We start from the raw sequence: 17,898 nt of genomic DNA, 5'->3' as shown, positions 1-17,898 counted from the left end.
TTTTATATGAAATTTAATGATTTTTATCTTGACCAATTCGTTAAAAGTAAGTATAATAATGTAAGAACTCTACTTTTATTCAACTTATAAAAAGTCATTTTTATATTAATATTCTATCATTAAAAGTTTACACAATTAATTATATATGTATTTGAAAATTTATCACTTAAAAACCGAGAATATGAAAATCCGAAATCCGAAAGAACAATAAGGAGAATTTATAATGAATGAGCAATATGGTATGATAATTGAGCGTTTAAATGAATTTCTTGAAGAAATTCATCAACAGGATACTCCCCCTACTCAAGAAATAATAGAACTATATATTCAAGAAATATATACTGAAATAAATCATTTGCATATTGACGATAATCCATATTTATCAAATCATTCACTTTTAGAATACTTATATGATTTGGCGGAAATTGTTTGTGATTTTGCTGAAATTTTTGAAGGGAAATTCCAAAATCATCTTAATGCTCTTAAATTTCGCAATGCAGAATTGAAAATTGCAAAGCGATATAAGGAAGCTGGAGGAAATGAATTCTGGAGAGATATTTGGGAAGTATATTCAGATTTAGCTATACACTATTCCGCTTTAAATATGGATTTTAAAGCTCTTAGCCATGCTAAAACCGCTCTAAAGCTTCTACTTAAAAATGAGTCAAATCCAGATTATAAATGGGTTTCTTTTCTTAATCGCAGAATTGCCTATGCTTATCAGGATATTGCCCCTGATAAATCTATTACTTATTTTAATAAATCTTCAGATATTCTTGAGAATCAACCCGAAAATTGCTATGAAAACAGTATGATAATTGCGGTAAATAACATAAATATTGCTATAATTATGCTTGAAATTAATCAGATTGATGATGCTATCAGGCAAACTCAAAAATGTTTGGATATATTAAATGAGATTTCTGAAAAATACGGTGATAATAAAGATTTAATTAAATATATCGCAAATTCATATAGTATTCTTGGCAGAGCGTTTCTTGAGGCTAAAGACTATGAAAGCACAGAAAAAGCTATTGAAAATGGTCTTTCTTTCTGCGAGCGTATAAAAGAAAATAGCTTTAATGATTTCTGCGACATTATAGATATTCTTTATTCTACCCAAAGTCTTGTCCTTTGCGAAAAGCAAAAGTATATGAAGGCCATTGAAATACAATATAAACTACTTGATATATGGTCAGACTATGAGGAAGGCTTTAAGCGTTCAAATAAAATCAGTGATATATATACTGATATTAGTATGATTTTTTCAAAATGTCTTGATGAGCAAGGTATGGCTATTGAAACAGCAAGACTTGCTTTTAGACAAATTAAGCAATATACGGATAATGAAATTTTTAAATCTGACAAATATGCTTTATCTGTCCGCAGAAGATGCTATGTAAATCTTGCTGACACTTATTTCAGAGCAAGAATGTATCAGTCTGCTATTTCTTCCTATAACAATGCTTTAGATATAATGAAGGAAGAACTGAATATGGAATCTGAAAAAATTTCACTTATATACTCTTATTCATATACTCTTTATCAGCTTGCTATGCTCGATTTTAAATACGGCAAAAAGGCTGAGGGTTGTAAACACCTTAGCTATTCTTATAGAAGTGTTTGCACGCTCAAAAAATATGGTGGTATTTATGAAGTGCTATTCAATATGGTTCGAAATGCTTTATCAACTTATGAGAAAAAATTTGACGGAAAAATAATTGAGCTTGATACTGCACAATAATCTTGATACTTGTTTCTAAATGTAAAAAATCCCCGAAGTTATTCTTCGGGGATTTTTGATTGAATTATAGCTTTTTATAGCCTATGGAATGTAATAAAAACGAAATTACTGTATGCTTTACATTTGAAAAAATATAATCAAATTCACCAGCGTACTTTATAATCTCACCATTAAAGCCCTTTTTGAAACGATATACTCCGTAATTGGAGTGATTTTCTTCATCGCAATGTGGTATACCCATAAAATCATATATATCACACTTTGATTCAATAGCCCATTTCATCATGTTCCATTGCATTAGATAATTCGGCATAAGATTTCTTTGATTATCACTTGATGCTCCATAAACATAGCTGACTCTATTGCCATATCTTACTGTTAATGCTCCTGAAATCGCTTCACCATCAGGAGCATAGCACATATAAAGTCTGGTATTTTCTCCAAAGGCAGAGAAAAATTTCTCAAAATATTCCTTAGAGCGAATAGCAAAGCCATCTCGTTTTCCTGTTGCTTGCATAAGTTTACAAAAATCATCAAGCTTTTCTGCCCCATAATATTTACAAGAAACACCTTTGCGAAGGGCAAGTCTTATATTATATCTCCATTTTGAATGGAATGATGAAAAAACTTCATCTTCATTTCTATTTTTAATATCAAGTATATAGTTACGCTGGCACTGAATTGTATTATCTTCTGGTGTATCAGCGTTATATTCAAAGCCCAAGCGTTTTAAATTTTCTATGGATTCAACATCATCATATGAAATCATAGGGTCAATTTTAAGCATATATGCTTTATGTTTTTCTGCAAGAAGCTTTGCTTGCTCAACAATTTTATTAAGTACATCGAAATTATGATAATCGCACACAGGACCTCTTGGTGCATACATAAAAACTGTATTCATAAGCGGAACATTCCTAATCAGAATTTGCATAGTACCTAAAATATTTCCGCTCTTATCACGAATTATTATTCTCTCAGACTGCCATTCGTTTTTTATTTTGCACCAATTTTCAGATTGTGTAAAGCTACCCGAACTATTTAAAAACACAAATTTTTCATATTCCGACATATATTGTTTCATTTTTGAAATTCCTCCATAAAAACTCCTGCATTATCTTAATAAATCAAATATAATGCAGGAGCTGTTACAGAGTATTCTGTTTTTTGTAAGAAAGTTGTTAAAATGTGCTTCTCATACTAAAACCTGTAATTTTCTTATCGCTTATGCTGTAATATAAAATCGTATCTGAATATTTTGAAGTGTTGTCATTTCCACTTAAAACAAGTATCAGTTCATCTCCATTAGAAAAAACTGTATATTGTGAGTTTGAAATCATTGATGAAATAACTACTCTTATTGGAAACGCAAACTTATCATCGGCTATTGTTGAAAAAACATAATTTCCGTTATCTATATACATTTCAGGCATATAAATTGATGATATATAATCATATATTATATTACTCTCTAAGGGTTGTTCGGCAACATCTTCTTCATATTCGTTTTGTTCAGAAAAATACATATCTGTGAGTGCTAATTCAGAATATTGCGATTCCATAGGTTTCGTTAAGTAATCTATGATAGAACACACATCTTCTGAAATTTCTTTGCTTTTTTGATTTATTTCTTGAGAATCTGGTTTAGGTGGATTTTCACTTCTTACTCTGAAATATAAGATACTGTTATCTCCTAATTTCACAACTAAATCTAAAAGCTTTACTTTATTATTTTGGTTTGTATATTTGAAATCTTTTATATGCATAATTGATGCATTATTGTCAAATTCAACATTTTGAGAAAAATCTGTATTTTCTTTTGGAATATTATTTATATCAAGAGTTTGAATAACATAAAATATCATCTTATTAATGTTCTCCAACATAATCTTTTTCAATGCTTCATCGTCATAATTATATCTATCATCACCCAAACCATTTGCAAACGTATCTAAGCTTTGGTCATAAATGTGACTTGTAATATATGATGGTGCGGAAATCAATTCATCTTCACGATATGAGAGCCACGGATAAAAGCGAGAATTATCTCCATCATCTACAAAAATAAGCTGTGTTATATTTTTCTTTTCCTCGGTGAAAATTTCATTTTTATAATCAGGCAACATTTTTCCGCAAAGGATTATACCTGTTATTTCCGCTCCCATAGCAAGCGTTAAAAGCAAGGTCGGTAGTATGAATTTTTTTAATTTACCCATTGATTTTACCCCCACTTTGCTTTATACGTATACTTATAGTAGTGCCTTTACCAAGTTCACTTTCAAGCTCTATTTTTGCATTATGTTTTTTAGCAATCTCTGCACACAGAGCAAGTCCTAAGCCTGCTCCGCCAAGTTTTCTTGAACGGACTTTATCTGCCATATAAAACGGTTCAAAAATTCGCTTTTTATCTTCCTCGGCTATTCCCATACCATAATCACGCACTGTAATTACAGCATACTCTCCCTCACTACGACAAGTAAGCTCAATCTTTCCTCCCTCAAATGACGCTTTAACTGCATTATCTACAAAGTTATATATTACTGATTTAAATAAATCTGCATCTACATTTATTATTAAAGGCTCACTATAAGTAAAAAGTGTTATAGACTTAGCTTTCATCATAGGCTCAAATACTATACTAAGTTCGTTCAATATTGCATCTGTTCTGACCGGACTTAGTTCAAGCTTGGAATCTCCGGAGGAAACAAGCTCCATAAGCTTACCCGAAAGAGCTTTTAAACGCTTTGATTCCTCTACTATAATAGATGAATATTCATTAAGCTCAGCTGGGGTTACATTTTTCTTTATCCTTAAAATATCCGCAAAACCAAGTATAGATGTCAATGGGGTTTTCATTTCGTGAGAAAGACTGTCTATAAAGCGTTTTCTATCTTCGGCTATTGATTCTATTCTGTTATAATTTTCCTCAACAGAAACAGCCATAGAATTTACATTATTTGCAAGTTGTTGAAATTCTTCGCTGCCACTTGCAATTATTCTAAGGCTATAATCTCCTCCGGCTATTTTATTGATGGTTTTATTGATTCTGCCAAGAGGTCTGAAAAGTAATTTTATAAGTAAAAGTAAGATTACCGCAATCACTGCTGCCAAAACAACCGAAATAATCTGCACAAAAAACAATTCCTTATTTCTTTCATTATAAACTTCGGTGATATTATTAGCCGTAAAAACTTTATATTCCTTACCTTCAAAGCTTGATATTGAACCGACAAACATATATGTATTCTCGCCGCAATCCAATATTATTGAAGCGAGATTGTCTTCGCTTGTAATTCTTTCAGAAAGTGTTTTTATATCAGGCTTTTCTTCGCCGTAATAGGATATATTATTTTCGTTATCTGATATTATCGCAAGAGCATTTTCTTCAAGCTGTTGGGAAAGTATATGCTCGATAACTTTATCTATATCATCTTTAGAAAGCATAAAGGCTTCTGATTTCATTCTTTGATAGGTTATATTATTACTGATTGATGCACAAATAAACTCGTGTGAGGATACTGCACGACTTCTCTCACGAGTTATTGTCATATGCTGATTATTTGAAAGAACTACTAATGCTGTGGCATTTATAGCGGCAATTACAAGAAACAAAGCCGAAATAAATACCTTAAACCATAGCTTCAATTAGTTCACCTCTGATTATGATTTACTTTCAAGCCTATATCCAAGTTTCGGAACAGTTATGAGAGAATCCTGCAAGCCAAGTTTTTTACGGATTTGCTGAACATGAGTATCTACTGTTCTGGTTTCACCCATATATTCATAACCCCATACTGCTGAAATCAGGCGTTCTCTTGTAAGAGCTATATCAAGATTTTGCATAAAGAATAGTGTAAGCTCAAATTCCTTTGGCGTAAGCTGAATTTCTACTCCATGTTTCTTTATTATGTGGCGTGAAATGTCTACCGTTATATCGCCATATTTTATTATATTGTTGTTTTTGTGTCTGCGTCTTAGTATAACTTCAATCCTTGCAAGAAGTTCTACCGCCTCGAATGGCTTAACTATATAGTCTTCCGCCCCAAGCTTTAAGCCTTTTACCTTATCTGTAACATCTTGCAAGGCTGTGAGAAATATTACGGGAGTTTTTTCTGTGTCTATGTATTCCATAATTTGAAAACCATTGAAATTTGGTAACATTACATCAAGCAAAATTAAATCATAATCGTTCTCGTTTATTTTCTCAATAGCAGTTTTTCCGTCATAGCAAGAATCACTTTCATAACCGGCTATTGAAACAGTTGCCTCAAGCATTTTTACTATATTCTTATCGTCCTCGACTATAAGCAATTTTATCATCGAATTTCTTCCTTTAAAATCAATTTCTTATTTAAAAATTATAACATAAATGTAAAATTGTTTAAACCCGTTTGAAGATTAAATAATACGAAAAAATGTAATAATTTTGCAAAATTTTCTAAAAGCCATTAAATTCAAAGTTATTATTCACGATTATTTTTCAGGGAACCTCCTGTGAGAGTCCCCTACGAAAAACATTTTCTTGAAATGTTTTTCTACTCTCTTGTGCTTTGAGGAGCATAAAGAATTTCGCTCTTTGTGGAGAGTGACCAAAGGCTCTGCTTTTAGAAACTGCGAGCCTTTGAAAAAGCTTGAGCAAAACTTTTAGTTGTCTTAGATAAGTTGGTAAACTAATCTGTAGTTTAGTCCTCCGCGTGAGTAAATTTCATATACTCACTACGAGCGAGGCAACGCCGAGCGATTCCGTGTCTTGTCCTGTGCGGTCATACGCCGCTTTTTTAGCTATTCGTTGACACTTTTCAATCTCAATGCTATAATTACTTATATTCAAAAATTATTTTATTTTGTAATTAGGCAAGGAATGATTTTATGAAGGATAATCAATATTTCACAGACGACAATCAATATAGAGAATTTCTCGACAAAATTGAAGTCTTGAATCACGATGAGGAATTTGAAAAAATTATTGATGTAATAACAGAAATTCCCGAAAATGACAGACCTTATGAACTTAATGTACTATTATCAGGTGCTTATTTTAGTTTGGATAGATATGATGACGCCATTGAACTTTTAGAGTCTATTGAGCCTGATGATAACGAAGAAGAAATTGCTAAATATTATTTCTATCTTGGTATAAGTTATTATCATAGTGGAAATTACGAAGAAGCTATCCCTTGCTTTGAAAAAACTCACGAAATAGACCCAAAGGATATAGATACTTTGCTTTTTCTTTGTTTTGCTACATCTGAATATGGTAATGAAGAACTTTTTTCTGAATATTCTCAAAAGCTTGAAGCTTTAGACAAAGAATTATATGATTCGTATTTTAATTCTCAAAATACGGTAGCTGAAACTTATTCTGAAGAAGACGCCGTAAGCCTCGAAATGTTTATTGAAAACAATATAGGCGAATATAATAATGTTCTGCGTGATGTTTCAACTACTGATATAAGCTGTGACCTTTTGCTTATTCCACCAAATGATGAACACGATTTCTATACGCTCGTAACCTGTGGAATGGGAGCTCACAAAATGAATGTTCCGGATGGCGAATTTTACGACAGAGCTGAGCTTGTTTTATGCTTGCCAAAAAACTGGCATGTTAAAAGCTCAAATGAAAAATGGTTCTGGCCGCTAAGACTTATGAAATCTCTTGCACATCTTCCTATATTTGAAGATTCTTGGCTTGGTTGGGGGCATACAATCTCAAACGGAGAACCGTATTTTGATAACACTGAACTTTCGGGTGTTATTCTTGGCGATTCGCCTTTAATGGAGGATAATGTTTTAGAACTTCCGAATGGTGAAAAGGTTTGTTTTTATCAGATATATCTTTTATATGAAGAAGAAATGAACTATAAAATTGATACCTGTGCAGACGATTTATTTAATCTTATTGGAGAATTAAACCCTGTTCTTGATATTAACAGAAAAAATTTCTGCGAAAAAAGACGCAAAAAATATAAAATTCCAAAATCAATGATGAAAGACTTATTTGAAACGGAAGATTCACATACTGGTTGTTTTGCTACGGACAGAATAATTGTAGACGGTGCTGAAATCGGATTTATGTATCGTGAAAAACCTCTTGATAATCAGGATAGTGGCTGGAGATTTATGGCCGGTGATGAAGATGATGAATATATGAATGATACAAGCAAGGCTGGAATATATCATCTTAATACTCTTTGCAATTATGAACCAAGTATTCTTAAATTCATTGATGAACCATATGGCTCTATGTTTATCAGAAATAAAAATGGTGAATTTGTCAAGTTTGAGAGATAAGCCCTTATTTAGAAAGGAAAATTAAATGGATAAACAACAAACTTTAGAACTTGTTAAGCAAAAGCTTTTTATAGCTTCTGAAACAAGAAGATGCCCTAAATATCTTGAGCTATATCTCAATGATTGCTGTGCCTTTATCAGTTATGAAACTCCTACAAGACTTCTATGTATTGAATTTTTAATAAGAATAAATGATATCGAACGGGCTGAAAGACATATTCTTGATACTGATAATTCAGAGTGCAAGGACGAGCTTACTATACTCAGAACTATGCTTATGAACAGGCGTGGAGAAAGGCGTGACGGTCATACTTTGCTTGATGGCATTGATGCTGAAAATCTCAATGCTGAATCTATGAGATTATACATATCCGCTCTTGAGGAATACGCTGAGTTTGAGAAGGCTTTTGATATTCTATCTGAAAAAATTTCAAAATATAACAATGATAGCTTTTTGCTTTCTATGCTTGTAAGGCTTTATGATGAAAAAATCATAAAGGCTGAACTTTTTAATGAGCGTGAAAAAGCTGATGAACTTAAAGCTGAAAGAGAAAATATCTCAGAAATGCTAAAGAAATCGGGTGCTGACAACATTGAAGAATAATCTTCTGAAAAACAAACTTGTTGTTACACTTTTAGCTCTGCTTTGTACCGCTCTATGGGGAACTGCTTTTGCGGCAATTAAGCAAGGATATAAAATATTCTCAATAGAAAGTAATGATATTCTCTCTATGCTTGTCTTTGCGGGAGTAAGATTTTTTTCGGCTGGAGTGGTTGTCTATATTGCTCTTACAATAATGAGAAAGAAATTTTTCATTCCTAAACCAAGAGAGCTTATAAAAATGACCTCACTCGGAATAATGCAGACAGCATTGCAGTATATTTTTCTCTATGTTGCTCTTATCTTTGTTACCGGAACTAAATCCTCGATATATACTTCATTTTCGGCTTTTTTGGGAGTTTTACTTGCACCGCTTTTCTTTAAGGGCGATAAGATTACAGCTAAAAAGCTTATTGGCTGTTGCATAGGCTTTTGTGGTATTGTTCTTATAAATCTTGGTGGCGGAAATTCTATTGGGGAATTTTCTCTTATAGGTGACAGCTTTTTATTTCTATCTAATCTTTGTGGTGCTTTGGGCAATATTTTTGCAAAAAAGATTTCAAAAGATTCTGACCCTGTTTTTGTTTCGGCGGCACAGCTTACTATCGGCGGAGGTTTGCTGATTATCATTGGTATGATTTTCTCAGGCGGAATTGCTTTCACTTCGCTTGATTGTTTCATAGTTATGGCGTATCTTTCACTGATTTCAAGTGTATCCTTTGCTATATGGACTGTTTTACTCAAACATAATGATGTAAGCATCATAAGCACCTTTACGCTTATGATTCCTGTTTTTGGTACGATTACTTCGGGGGTTGTACTTGGAGAGAATATTTTCACTATCCCTAATCTGATTTCTATATTGCTCGTAACTGCGGGCATTGTCTTTGTTAATCTGAGGAGGGTTAAATAAAAAATATAAACAGCAATGATTTTAAGCTTTAAAATTTATTAAAGGAGAATTAATTATGAAAAATGTAAAGATTTTATTTGCGATTATGTTGTCAACTTGCTTTGTTTTAGCAGGTTGCAGTGGCAATGAAACTACGACAAATACTCAAAGTGAAATTAGTAATGTCAGCAGTAGTACAAGCATTTCTAATTCTGATGTAAGCGAAATTTCAAAACAAATTGATTTAGATGAGTTTGAAAAGAAATTTAATGAAGCTAAAAATTATAATCAAAAATATAGTGTGCTAAAAGATTTTTATGATAATGTAAGCAATATTGAAAGCAACAATTCTGCCAAAAATCTTTTAAATACTATGAGGAAATATTTTAAAGATGATTTTGATAAGCAAATTAAGGTTTATACATTTGATGTAAATAATAAGAATATTAAATTGAACAATAACACCTTAAAGAATGCAAAAGAAAAGCTTAGTTCAATTTTATCTTCTATTGTAAAAAATAAAGACATTATCTTTACTGAAGATGAAATAAAAACTTATCAAGATAATATAGATAAGCTTATTATTTCATATGATAAATTTATAAAAAATAATGATAATAGTAGTTCAAAATCAGAAAGCTCTAAACCAACAAGTAGTAAAACCGAAAGTTCTAAAAAGCCTGCAAGCAGTAAATCAGAAAGCAGTTCAAGCAGCAATAATAACTATGAAAATAGTAACAGCGAAAGTCATCAACCAGCTGATGAAAATAACAGTTATCAAGAAAATTCAAAATATGAAGAATCAAGTAAACCTACTATTAGTAGTAAAGTTGATAAACCTGTCAGTAAGCCTGTAAGTAGTAAGCCTTCAACAAGCAGTAAATCAGAAAGTAGTAAACCAGAATCTTCAAGTCAAAGTAATGGAGTAAGATGGATTATTAATGAATACAAAAATGATACTCGTCCTAATGTAAAAGCAAGTAGAAAATTTAATTTTGTAAATAGAGGTATTCAAAGAACAATAACTATACCTGATTGCGTAGGCAGTGCTTATGAATTAAATTGTATAGTTTGGTATGATAGTAATGGCAATCCAGATAGTTGGAATTGTAAAGATAGGATTTCTGGTTGGTGTTGGGGTGATAATGGATATTATTGGAATAGTTCTGAACTTAGTGAATGGGGTTGGTGATTTCTTGTTTTTAATTAAGGGTGATAATAATGAAACATAATCATTAGCAATTATTACTTTTGTTAATCTAAGGAGAAAGGCTAATGAACATAACTAAAGTAATTTCAGCAATGACCGAATATTTTTCGGGCGACCCTAAGCGAGTCGGACATTTTCTTAAAGTCTATGCCTTTTCAAAGACTATCGGTGAAGCTGAGGAGCTTTCTGCTGAAAAACAAGAAATTCTTGAAATTGCAGCAGCGGTACATGATATTGGTATAAAGAAAGGCGAGGAAATCTACGGTAGTTCTTCAGGAAAATATCAGGAAATGCTTGGTCCTGACGAAGCTGAAAAGCTACTTAACAAGCTTGGTATTGATGAAAAAATAATAGAGCGTGTATGCTTTCTTGTCGGACATCATCACACCTATAATATGATTGACGGTCTTGATTATCAGATACTCGTTGAGGCGGATTTCCTTGTTAATGCCTATGAAGATAATCTCTCAAAAGATGCAATCGTAAATGTAAGAAACAAGCTCTTTAAAACTAAAACTGCAATAAAAATGCTTAATGATATTTTTGCATTGGAGAATAATTAAAATGATAAAACTTAATCAACAACAAATTAAAAATTCTGCACATCTCTTTAAAGGTATAAGTGATACCGCCCTTACAAGCTGTCTTGAGGGCCTTATGGGAGATGTATATGGCGAAAGCGAAAATCCTAAAATGGCAATCGCTGTTCTTGGCTATATCTATATCGGCGGTGTTCTTGATAAAGCATTTCTTAATGAATTTATGAATTTTATCGGAGATGGACACTTAGTCTTTATTTCAGATAATAAAGAAATTCGTGAGGAAATAATAAAGCATTACGGCGAAAAGGTACATATTCAAAGACGCTTTGAAACTATCAAAGAACTTCCTAACTTGCCTGAATATTCATACAAACTAACCGATGGTTTTGCTCTCAAACGCTTTGATGAAAATTTATACAATCAAGCTATGAATGAAAATTGGGCAGACGGTTTCTGCAATAATTTCAATGGCTGTGATGATTTTCTAAAAAATGGTTTGGGTTTTGGCATAACATACAATAATAAATTAGTTTGTGGTGCTACTTCTTTTAGCTATTATAGTGGCGGATATGAGGTTATAATCGCTACTAATCCAGATTTCCGCAAGCGTGGACTTGCAAGAATCGCTTCATATGAGTTTATTAAGGAAAGTATGAAACAAGGCAAGTTGCCCTCTTGGGACGCTGCTCACGAGGTTTCCCTACATCTTGCAGAATGGCTTGGGTACAAGCTTGATTATGAATATACCGGAATTTCTATATAATATGAGTTCGATAAATATTCTTAGTTAATAATAATATTTATAGTAGGGGCGAACGCAGTTCGCCCGTTGGGTAAAGAATGTTAAGGGCTTTGCCCTTAAAACCCACCAAAGGCTCTGCCTTTGGAATCCGCAAGCCTTTGAAAAGGCTTGAGCGAAACTTTTAATTTCTGTCGAACTAACATTATACAAGCTTAACACACAAAAACGGTGCAGAACCTTTTCGGAACTGCACCGTTTTTGTATTATTGTTTTTTATTCATTTGTTTTAAGAATAACTTCAAGCTGTGCTACAATCTCGCTGAAATATCTCGGATTTACTTCATCAAGTTTGAAAGATTTTTTATCATCGACTTCATCATAAACATAGCTTCCACGCTCTACTGTTCCCGGCTCATAGAATCTGACCTTTTCAATGCTGACATTTTCGTCATCACCTGCAACATACATTCCTGAGAAAGTAAGCTCAACAGCATTGCCCTCATACTTGATTACACCGTTGCCCATATCAATACGCTTTGTAATATCTTCACGATAGAATGTATAGAAACAACCTGCGTCCTGAACAGAACCCTTATACCAACCCATTTTGGTCATTCTGTTAAGAAGTGTATAACCATTCAATTCTCTATCATTAAATCTTAATAAATCAAGTTTGCCCTTTTCAGTGTCATCAACAGTATAGACTTTCTTTTCAAGCTGTTCCATTGGTTGGATAATTTCATAATCGCTGAGTTGCTCTTTCCAAGCCAAAAGTGTTTCTTCGTCTAAATCAATAGGGTGTGCCAAACCGATTGTGCAAGTCTTTGGAAGCTCGTATTCGTCCTCATCGCTTGTATTGAATGTGCCGTCCTCCATATATCTGAAGCTCTGAACGGCTTTATCATCTTCATAAGCTATCCATATCAAACCCATAGCAAATTTATGCATAACAGGATTCTTAACGAAAAGGCTTTCCCACGCATCAACTGTCCAGCGTCTATCTGCAAGCATAGCCGTTTCAAGACGAAGTTTCTGTATTTTGACAACATTTTTAAGCTGTTTCTTCATTTGCTTAAACTCTGCATTCGATGCCTTTGCAATATCCTCTGTATCCTTTGCACCAACGGTTGGAAGTGTTTTAAGCTTCTTATCCTTTTCGTCATAAACTTCAAGCTCAAGTGCTGTATTCAGATAAACTTTGAACTTTCTTGTTCCGTAATCAAAAATACGCTCCATATTTTCGTCAAAGCCGAGATTTGGAACAATTTTGTCGCCAAGCTCTTCTTTTGTAATGCCGAGTATATCAGCGGCATTTTGTAAAGCTTGGTTTGCGGCAGATTTAACCTGCTTATGTTTGAATTTATGGGCGATATTATCAACAGCCATAAGTGCGTCTGAACTTCCGTTCAATGCAAGAGCCATAACAGCCTCTGCGGCAATAGCTCCACGAGCTGCCTCCGACCATTCCTTGATATATTTCTGGAAAAACTCTATCATATTGAAACCGCCATATATACTTGCAAAATAAAGAATCCACTTTTTCTTAGCTTCAGCATTGCCTTGAATCCACTTGATGAAAATTTCAAGAGCAAAATTTTCAAGCTCTATTTTATTAAGATTTTCGGCAAGGATATTTGCTTCTTTGCTTATGCAGAAATTTGTCATATTTGAATAGCAAAGCAGAATTGCCTGTAAGTATCTATCGTCTGCCAAATTTCCGTTATTGAAATGAACAGGGCTATTCGGTGTTTCAAAGAGCCAAAGAACTTTTTTGTTTCTGCCACCCTTATGAAGATTATCTACAATCATAGTTGGACTAGCTTCTTCTTCCGAATTTGAACTGCTTGAACTAATCGCAAGCATAGAATGAATCTTATCTATAACCTTAGCGGTCTTTTCACGCTCTATCATTTCAAGTAGAATATCCCGGAAATTCTCTGCTCCCCATGCTTCAATAATGCAAAGTGCAGTATCTCTTGCGGCTGCCTTTTTTGCAGAAAGCATATTCAAAACCTTTTCTTTGTTCTCTTCGCTCTTGTCTTTTGCTACGATTTCTACAATATGGGTTCTTACTTCTGATGAAGCGTCACCGAACATACTGAAAAGTTCTTCTCTGCAAGCGTCTTCATTTATATGAGCTTTTATTCGTTTGTGAAGATATTCTACATAAATCAGTCTTGATTTAACGCCCATTTTCTTGCAAACCTTGTATTCCTCAAAATCGCCTGTCATTTCTTTAGCAAATATATTGATAAAAGGCTTTAATTCGTCCCATTCAAGTATGCACTCATATGCCTTGAAGCGGTACTTTAGCGGAAGTCCTTCCTCTTTAAAGGCTGTAATATACTTTCTGAGTATTCTGATTGTTGCGTCTGTATCTTCACGATTGATGTTTTGATAATTAGCAAGTAATGAAGCATGAGTAAGACCTAAAAGTACATAATATCTTTTTGCAAAATCAGAATCAGCTTTAGCGGCTTCATTTATCAAATCAGCCCTGCCTAATATCGCAAACTCGTACATTTTCAATTTGTTATTTAGCTTATCAAAATATGGCTCTAATTTAGAGAGTTCATCTTTGCCGGATAAGTAATCTCTTACTGCTAAGTAACAATCATTCGGAACATCTAAAAATTTAGTTATGACCCCTATGCTCAATCTCCTTAATACTTCTGAACGATTGATTTCAGCTTTTTCGAGAGACTCTGGATTTTGACTTTTTAATATATTATAAAGTGATGGGAAATAACCGCATATATCTGTCTGACTGAATGATTCTGAGCATATAAGAGAGATATATTCATCAGGAAAGTCAACAGCACAATTTTGTAAAAATTCTACTCCACAAGTAGAATAATAACCTTTATTATATGCAAAGCCTATTGCACCGTTAAATGCAAATCTTGTTGCATCGTTAAATATAAATCTTGCTGCAACCGCTATACACTCCTTTACAGTCTTTTCATTACTATCTTTTAAGTTAAGAATATTAAAGAGCCTATCTATATTATTTTCTATATATCCATTTATTCTCATACTATTAAAAATTCCTACAAGAACGCCGCTCTCTTCACCTTTAGCCATATTGCTTAGCTTTATTTCTATATTTTTAGAGAACTTTGAGGCAATAAAAGCAACAGTCATCATAAACTTAAATTTCTTGAAATTCTTAGAAGGGGTTGATTTGCTCATTTCAGAAAAGATTTCTAAACACGCAGTCTTTACTTGCTTTGCAAGCTCATCATCAGCTTCAAGCTCATCAGAATTTAAATTCAAAAAACCTAAGGAATAAATAGTATATTCCGAAGCTTCATATCTGTAATTAAGATAATTTACAGCATTAAAGTAAGATTTTGCATTGCTATTAAGCAAGGTGGATAAACCTAAAGACACTCCAGTATCATAATTTTCATCATTTACTGCCATTGCTATAAGTCTGCCTATGCTTTCTTCCTTGCTGTAATACTTGCATAAGGATTGTATAAAGAAATCTATAATATCAGACCTCAAATAATACCAAAGTATGTATCCGGCAGCAGAACCAAAAATAGCATTAGCTACTAAGATATATCTATCTATATAATCTCTGTCAAGGCTTGTTCTGCCCTCAATAAATTTTACAACAATATCTTTTGAATGCCACGCTATATCAGATGATATATGCCTGACATTTTTCTGTGTTTGTATTTCTTTTAGAAGTGAGAAATCAATCTCATTATCAAAATTGAGAAATTCTGAGGCAAGCTTTAAGTTATTATCATCAGTACCCGCACTGATTAAAACATCAATCATCTTCTTATAAAGCTTACCTTCTTCACCCTTGAGGCTGTTCTTATCAAGTAAATTCATCTTCATTCTCCTTTGTTAAATTATAAATAGCTTGTTTGAAAGCTGTTTTTTCTATTCCGACAGAAATATAATTATATATTTCTGCAAGCTTTAAGATAATCTTTGTATTATCCGTATTGTATGTATGATTTTTATTCTTTAGCATATTATAAAGCTCAAGAATTTTACTGCAGAGCGTGTTCAAGCCTGAACGCTCACACTCCTTAGAAAAATCATATATGCAGTTGTATAAATCGTAGGAATTGATTCCACTTTGAATTATATCACATAAAGACTGTAAAATCTCACCAAAAAGTCGAGAGAAAAATTCATAGTTCCCAAAATTGGACTTTGCATTGATATTTCGACTCTCTGAACTATCATTTATCTTAGAAAAATGAATTTCATCATAAATAGCTATTGGATAAAGAATACATTCACCATTGCTGATATACGCATTAGCAAGAATTGTATACTGATTTTCGGAAGCATTTTTCATAATTTCGCCGACTTTAACCAGAATTTCAAAAAATTCCTTGCCTGCATTCTTATATCTCGCTTTTATAGTAAGCCTTTGTCCGAGATAATCTTCTACTATAATGCTGTGAGTTTGGCTTATTTCGTCTGTAAAGGAGTCTATACATTTCTCAAATGTCACCATAACCAAATTTTCTTTTGAGGTCATTTTGCCGACAAGAACTTCATCTATCATTTTTCGGAAATTACGATAAACACTATCTATAACAAGCTTTTGATTTAAATTTACCTTGCTGAGAGTTTCGGCGTGGGTATCTGATGAGGAGGAAATTTTATTACCCGAAAGCTTCGGATTCTTCAATCTTAATTCACAAGACATAGCCTGTTTGAGATTTCCCGTAAGTCCCCACGGTGCAGAATATTGAACCCTATTTCTTTTACTTTCATAAAAAGTTGGTCTGACGCTTGAATATGTAAGATATTTATTTTCGCTATCGGTATTCTTATTCAAGAAATAATAGATTTCGCCCGCATAGCCTGACACTGATGAAATATTTCGTACCGCAAGCGGAATAAGCTCAAGCGTTTCTGAATCTGAATACGCTTGCTTGAACTCACCCATATATTCGGCAAGTGTGCTTTCTGAATTGCTGTTAAGAATTTTTCTTATAGAAATTAAAGCCTCCATAAGCTGGCTGAAAAGTATCTGAACATCAAATTCAGGAGAACGGATTACATAGCCTTTTAACCTGTTGCCTATTTCACGCATAAGACGCTCAGAATCAGCCATTTTTGCACTATGACACATAACAGCCATAGCCTCGGCGTGTTCATGAATATCGTCAGAAACTCGCACAAGTCCATTTGAAAATATATCATAAAGAAACTTTTCGACTTCCTTTGCGGTCTTATGAACAGCAGGGACATCAAAAGCGTTTTCGTCCTTTGAGTCGGCAAGCTCATCAAGCGAAACAATTTTATTCTTAATCTGCCACGCAAGAATTACAGCCGCTTTATGCTTACATAATTCCTTACTATGACAACTACAAGCGGAATATTTGAGTGGAGAAATCAGTTTAACCATAATTCCCTCATCATTAAGAACACCTGTAATCATACTTGCTTCTTCAAGCTGTGGAAACTTTCCATTTTGGGCATTTTTAAGAAATTTAGCTAAATACTGCTTTTTCATAGCACTTTTAATCAGCTTGAGCGGATATTCAGAAAGTTCTGCTATAAGTTCTTTGTTTATTGTAGATACTTCAGGTTCGGGAGTTTTTTTTACTTCTTCAGTACTACTTTCTGAAAGATTATTTTTCAGCCAAAGAATAGCGGTTATAATGTGTCTGCAAATACTTCTTGACGGGCAAGTACATTTGCTTTCTCCAAGCGGAGATACAATACTGCATTTCTGGTCAGCAACACTTACTTCTATTTTCGAGTCGCTATATTCTGCGGAAATTTCAGCCTCTTCCAAGTCCTTATAGGCTCTTTTAAGAGTACCTTTATTTGTAAGACCGATAAGGTAATCATCATCGGTTGTACTGATTATATTATTTAATTCTGACATA

13 protein-coding genes are annotated in these 17,898 nt (G+C 33.2%); 7 read left to right on the top strand and 6 right to left on the bottom strand.

Annotated elements, in window-relative coordinates:
• The first annotated feature begins 223 nt into the window (after positions 1 to 223).
• Entirely contained in the window at positions 224 to 1,744 is a 1,521-nt protein-coding gene (locus ACLU24_RS03130) for a hypothetical protein (RefSeq protein WP_412610249.1), read from the top strand.
• A 64-nt stretch (positions 1,745 to 1,808) separates the two neighbouring features.
• On the opposite strand, the gene ACLU24_RS03125 is transcribed toward ACLU24_RS03130, so the two are convergent.
• The 4 genes from ACLU24_RS03125 to ACLU24_RS03110 all read right to left on the bottom strand — a co-directional run bounded on the left by ACLU24_RS03125 (position 1,809) and on the right by ACLU24_RS03110 (position 6,064).
• A complete protein-coding gene (locus ACLU24_RS03125; RefSeq protein ID WP_412610247.1) occupies positions 1,809 to 2,828 on the bottom strand; it encodes a lipid II:glycine glycyltransferase FemX in 1,020 nt (339 codons plus the stop codon).
• 97 nt (positions 2,829 to 2,925) lie between these two features.
• Positions 2,926 to 3,960: a hypothetical protein gene (locus ACLU24_RS03120; protein ID WP_412610246.1), complete on the bottom strand. Its 1,035-nt coding sequence runs from the start codon at positions 3,958 to 3,960 to the stop codon at positions 2,926 to 2,928.
• Entirely contained in the window at positions 3,953 to 5,389 is a 1,437-nt protein-coding gene (locus ACLU24_RS03115; RefSeq protein WP_412610244.1) for a sensor histidine kinase, read from the bottom strand. The genes ACLU24_RS03120 and ACLU24_RS03115 overlap by 8 nt, the downstream gene beginning before the upstream one ends.
• A gap of 15 nt (positions 5,390 to 5,404) precedes the next feature.
• Positions 5,405 to 6,064 (bottom strand): response regulator transcription factor, encoded by a 660-nt coding sequence (locus tag ACLU24_RS03110; protein WP_412610242.1) that lies wholly within the window; start codon positions 6,062 to 6,064, stop codon positions 5,405 to 5,407.
• A gap of 549 nt (positions 6,065 to 6,613) precedes the next feature.
• On the opposite strand from ACLU24_RS03110, the gene ACLU24_RS03105 reads away from it, so the two are divergent.
• The 6 genes from ACLU24_RS03105 (at position 6,614) to ACLU24_RS03080 (ending at position 12,043) form a co-directional block, all read left to right on the top strand.
• Entirely contained in the window at positions 6,614 to 8,035 is a 1,422-nt protein-coding gene (locus tag ACLU24_RS03105; protein WP_412610240.1) for an immunity protein Imm33 domain-containing protein, read from the top strand.
• A 25-nt stretch (positions 8,036 to 8,060) separates the two neighbouring features.
• Entirely contained in the window at positions 8,061 to 8,639 is a 579-nt protein-coding gene (locus tag ACLU24_RS03100; RefSeq protein WP_412610239.1) for a hypothetical protein, read from the top strand.
• A complete protein-coding gene (locus tag ACLU24_RS03095; RefSeq protein WP_412610238.1) occupies positions 8,629 to 9,549 on the top strand; it encodes a DMT family transporter in 921 nt (306 codons plus the stop codon). The genes ACLU24_RS03100 and ACLU24_RS03095 overlap by 11 nt, the downstream gene beginning before the upstream one ends.
• 55 nt (positions 9,550 to 9,604) lie before the next feature.
• Positions 9,605 to 10,720, top strand: coding sequence for a hypothetical protein (locus tag ACLU24_RS03090; protein ID WP_412610236.1), 1,116 nt, complete (start codon positions 9,605 to 9,607; stop codon positions 10,718 to 10,720).
• 83 nt (positions 10,721 to 10,803) lie between these two features.
• A complete protein-coding gene (locus ACLU24_RS03085) occupies positions 10,804 to 11,301 on the top strand; it encodes an HD domain-containing protein (protein WP_412610235.1) in 498 nt (165 codons plus the stop codon).
• Between the two features lies 1 nt (position 11,302).
• The gene (locus tag ACLU24_RS03080) at positions 11,303 to 12,043 is read left to right on the top strand and encodes a GNAT family N-acetyltransferase (RefSeq protein ID WP_412610234.1); all 741 of its coding nucleotides are present in this window, start codon (positions 11,303 to 11,305) and stop codon (positions 12,041 to 12,043) included.
• Positions 12,044 to 12,295: 252 nt separating this feature from the next.
• Here ACLU24_RS03080 and ACLU24_RS03075 read toward each other — a convergent pair whose 3' ends face one another.
• A complete protein-coding gene (locus tag ACLU24_RS03075) occupies positions 12,296 to 15,871 on the bottom strand; it encodes a DUF4132 domain-containing protein (protein ID WP_412610233.1) in 3,576 nt (1,191 codons plus the stop codon).
• Complete coding sequence (locus ACLU24_RS03070) at positions 15,858 to 17,897, bottom strand: SWIM zinc finger family protein (protein WP_412610232.1); 2,040 nt, start codon at positions 17,895 to 17,897, stop codon at positions 15,858 to 15,860. Before ACLU24_RS03070 ends, ACLU24_RS03075 begins: the two co-directional genes overlap by 14 nt.
• Position 17,898: the final 1 nt, after the last annotated feature.

It is taken from the genome of Pseudoruminococcus sp. (assembly GCF_047012705.1).
In the GTDB taxonomy this organism is placed as follows: Bacteria; Bacillota; Clostridia; order Oscillospirales; family Acutalibacteraceae; genus Pseudoruminococcus.
This window is presented reverse-complemented; position numbering and strand designations above follow the sequence as displayed.

Bases quoted from the DNA above. Each gene is read 5' to 3' on its own strand.
- ACLU24_RS03130 (WP_412610249.1), top strand. From the start codon at position 224: ATGAATGAGCAATATGGTATGATAATTGAGCGTTTAAATGAATTTCTT.
- ACLU24_RS03080 (WP_412610234.1), top strand. From the start codon at position 11,303: ATGATAAAACTTAATCAACAACAAATTAAAAATTCTGCACATCTCTTT.
- ACLU24_RS03070 (WP_412610232.1), bottom strand. From the start codon at position 17,897: ATGTCAGAATTAAATAATATAATCAGTACAACCGATGATGATTACCTT.
- ACLU24_RS03085 (WP_412610235.1), top strand. From the start codon at position 10,804: ATGAACATAACTAAAGTAATTTCAGCAATGACCGAATATTTTTCGGGC.
- ACLU24_RS03090 (WP_412610236.1), top strand. From the start codon at position 9,605: ATGAAAAATGTAAAGATTTTATTTGCGATTATGTTGTCAACTTGCTTT.
- ACLU24_RS03105 (WP_412610240.1), top strand. From the start codon at position 6,614: ATGAAGGATAATCAATATTTCACAGACGACAATCAATATAGAGAATTT.
- ACLU24_RS03110 (WP_412610242.1), bottom strand. From the start codon at position 6,064: ATGATAAAATTGCTTATAGTCGAGGACGATAAGAATATAGTAAAAATG.
- ACLU24_RS03120 (WP_412610246.1), bottom strand. From the start codon at position 3,960: ATGGGTAAATTAAAAAAATTCATACTACCGACCTTGCTTTTAACGCTT.
- ACLU24_RS03075 (WP_412610233.1), bottom strand. From the start codon at position 15,871: ATGAATTTACTTGATAAGAACAGCCTCAAGGGTGAAGAAGGTAAGCTT.
- ACLU24_RS03100 (WP_412610239.1), top strand. From the start codon at position 8,061: ATGGATAAACAACAAACTTTAGAACTTGTTAAGCAAAAGCTTTTTATA.
- ACLU24_RS03125 (WP_412610247.1), bottom strand. From the start codon at position 2,828: ATGAAACAATATATGTCGGAATATGAAAAATTTGTGTTTTTAAATAGT.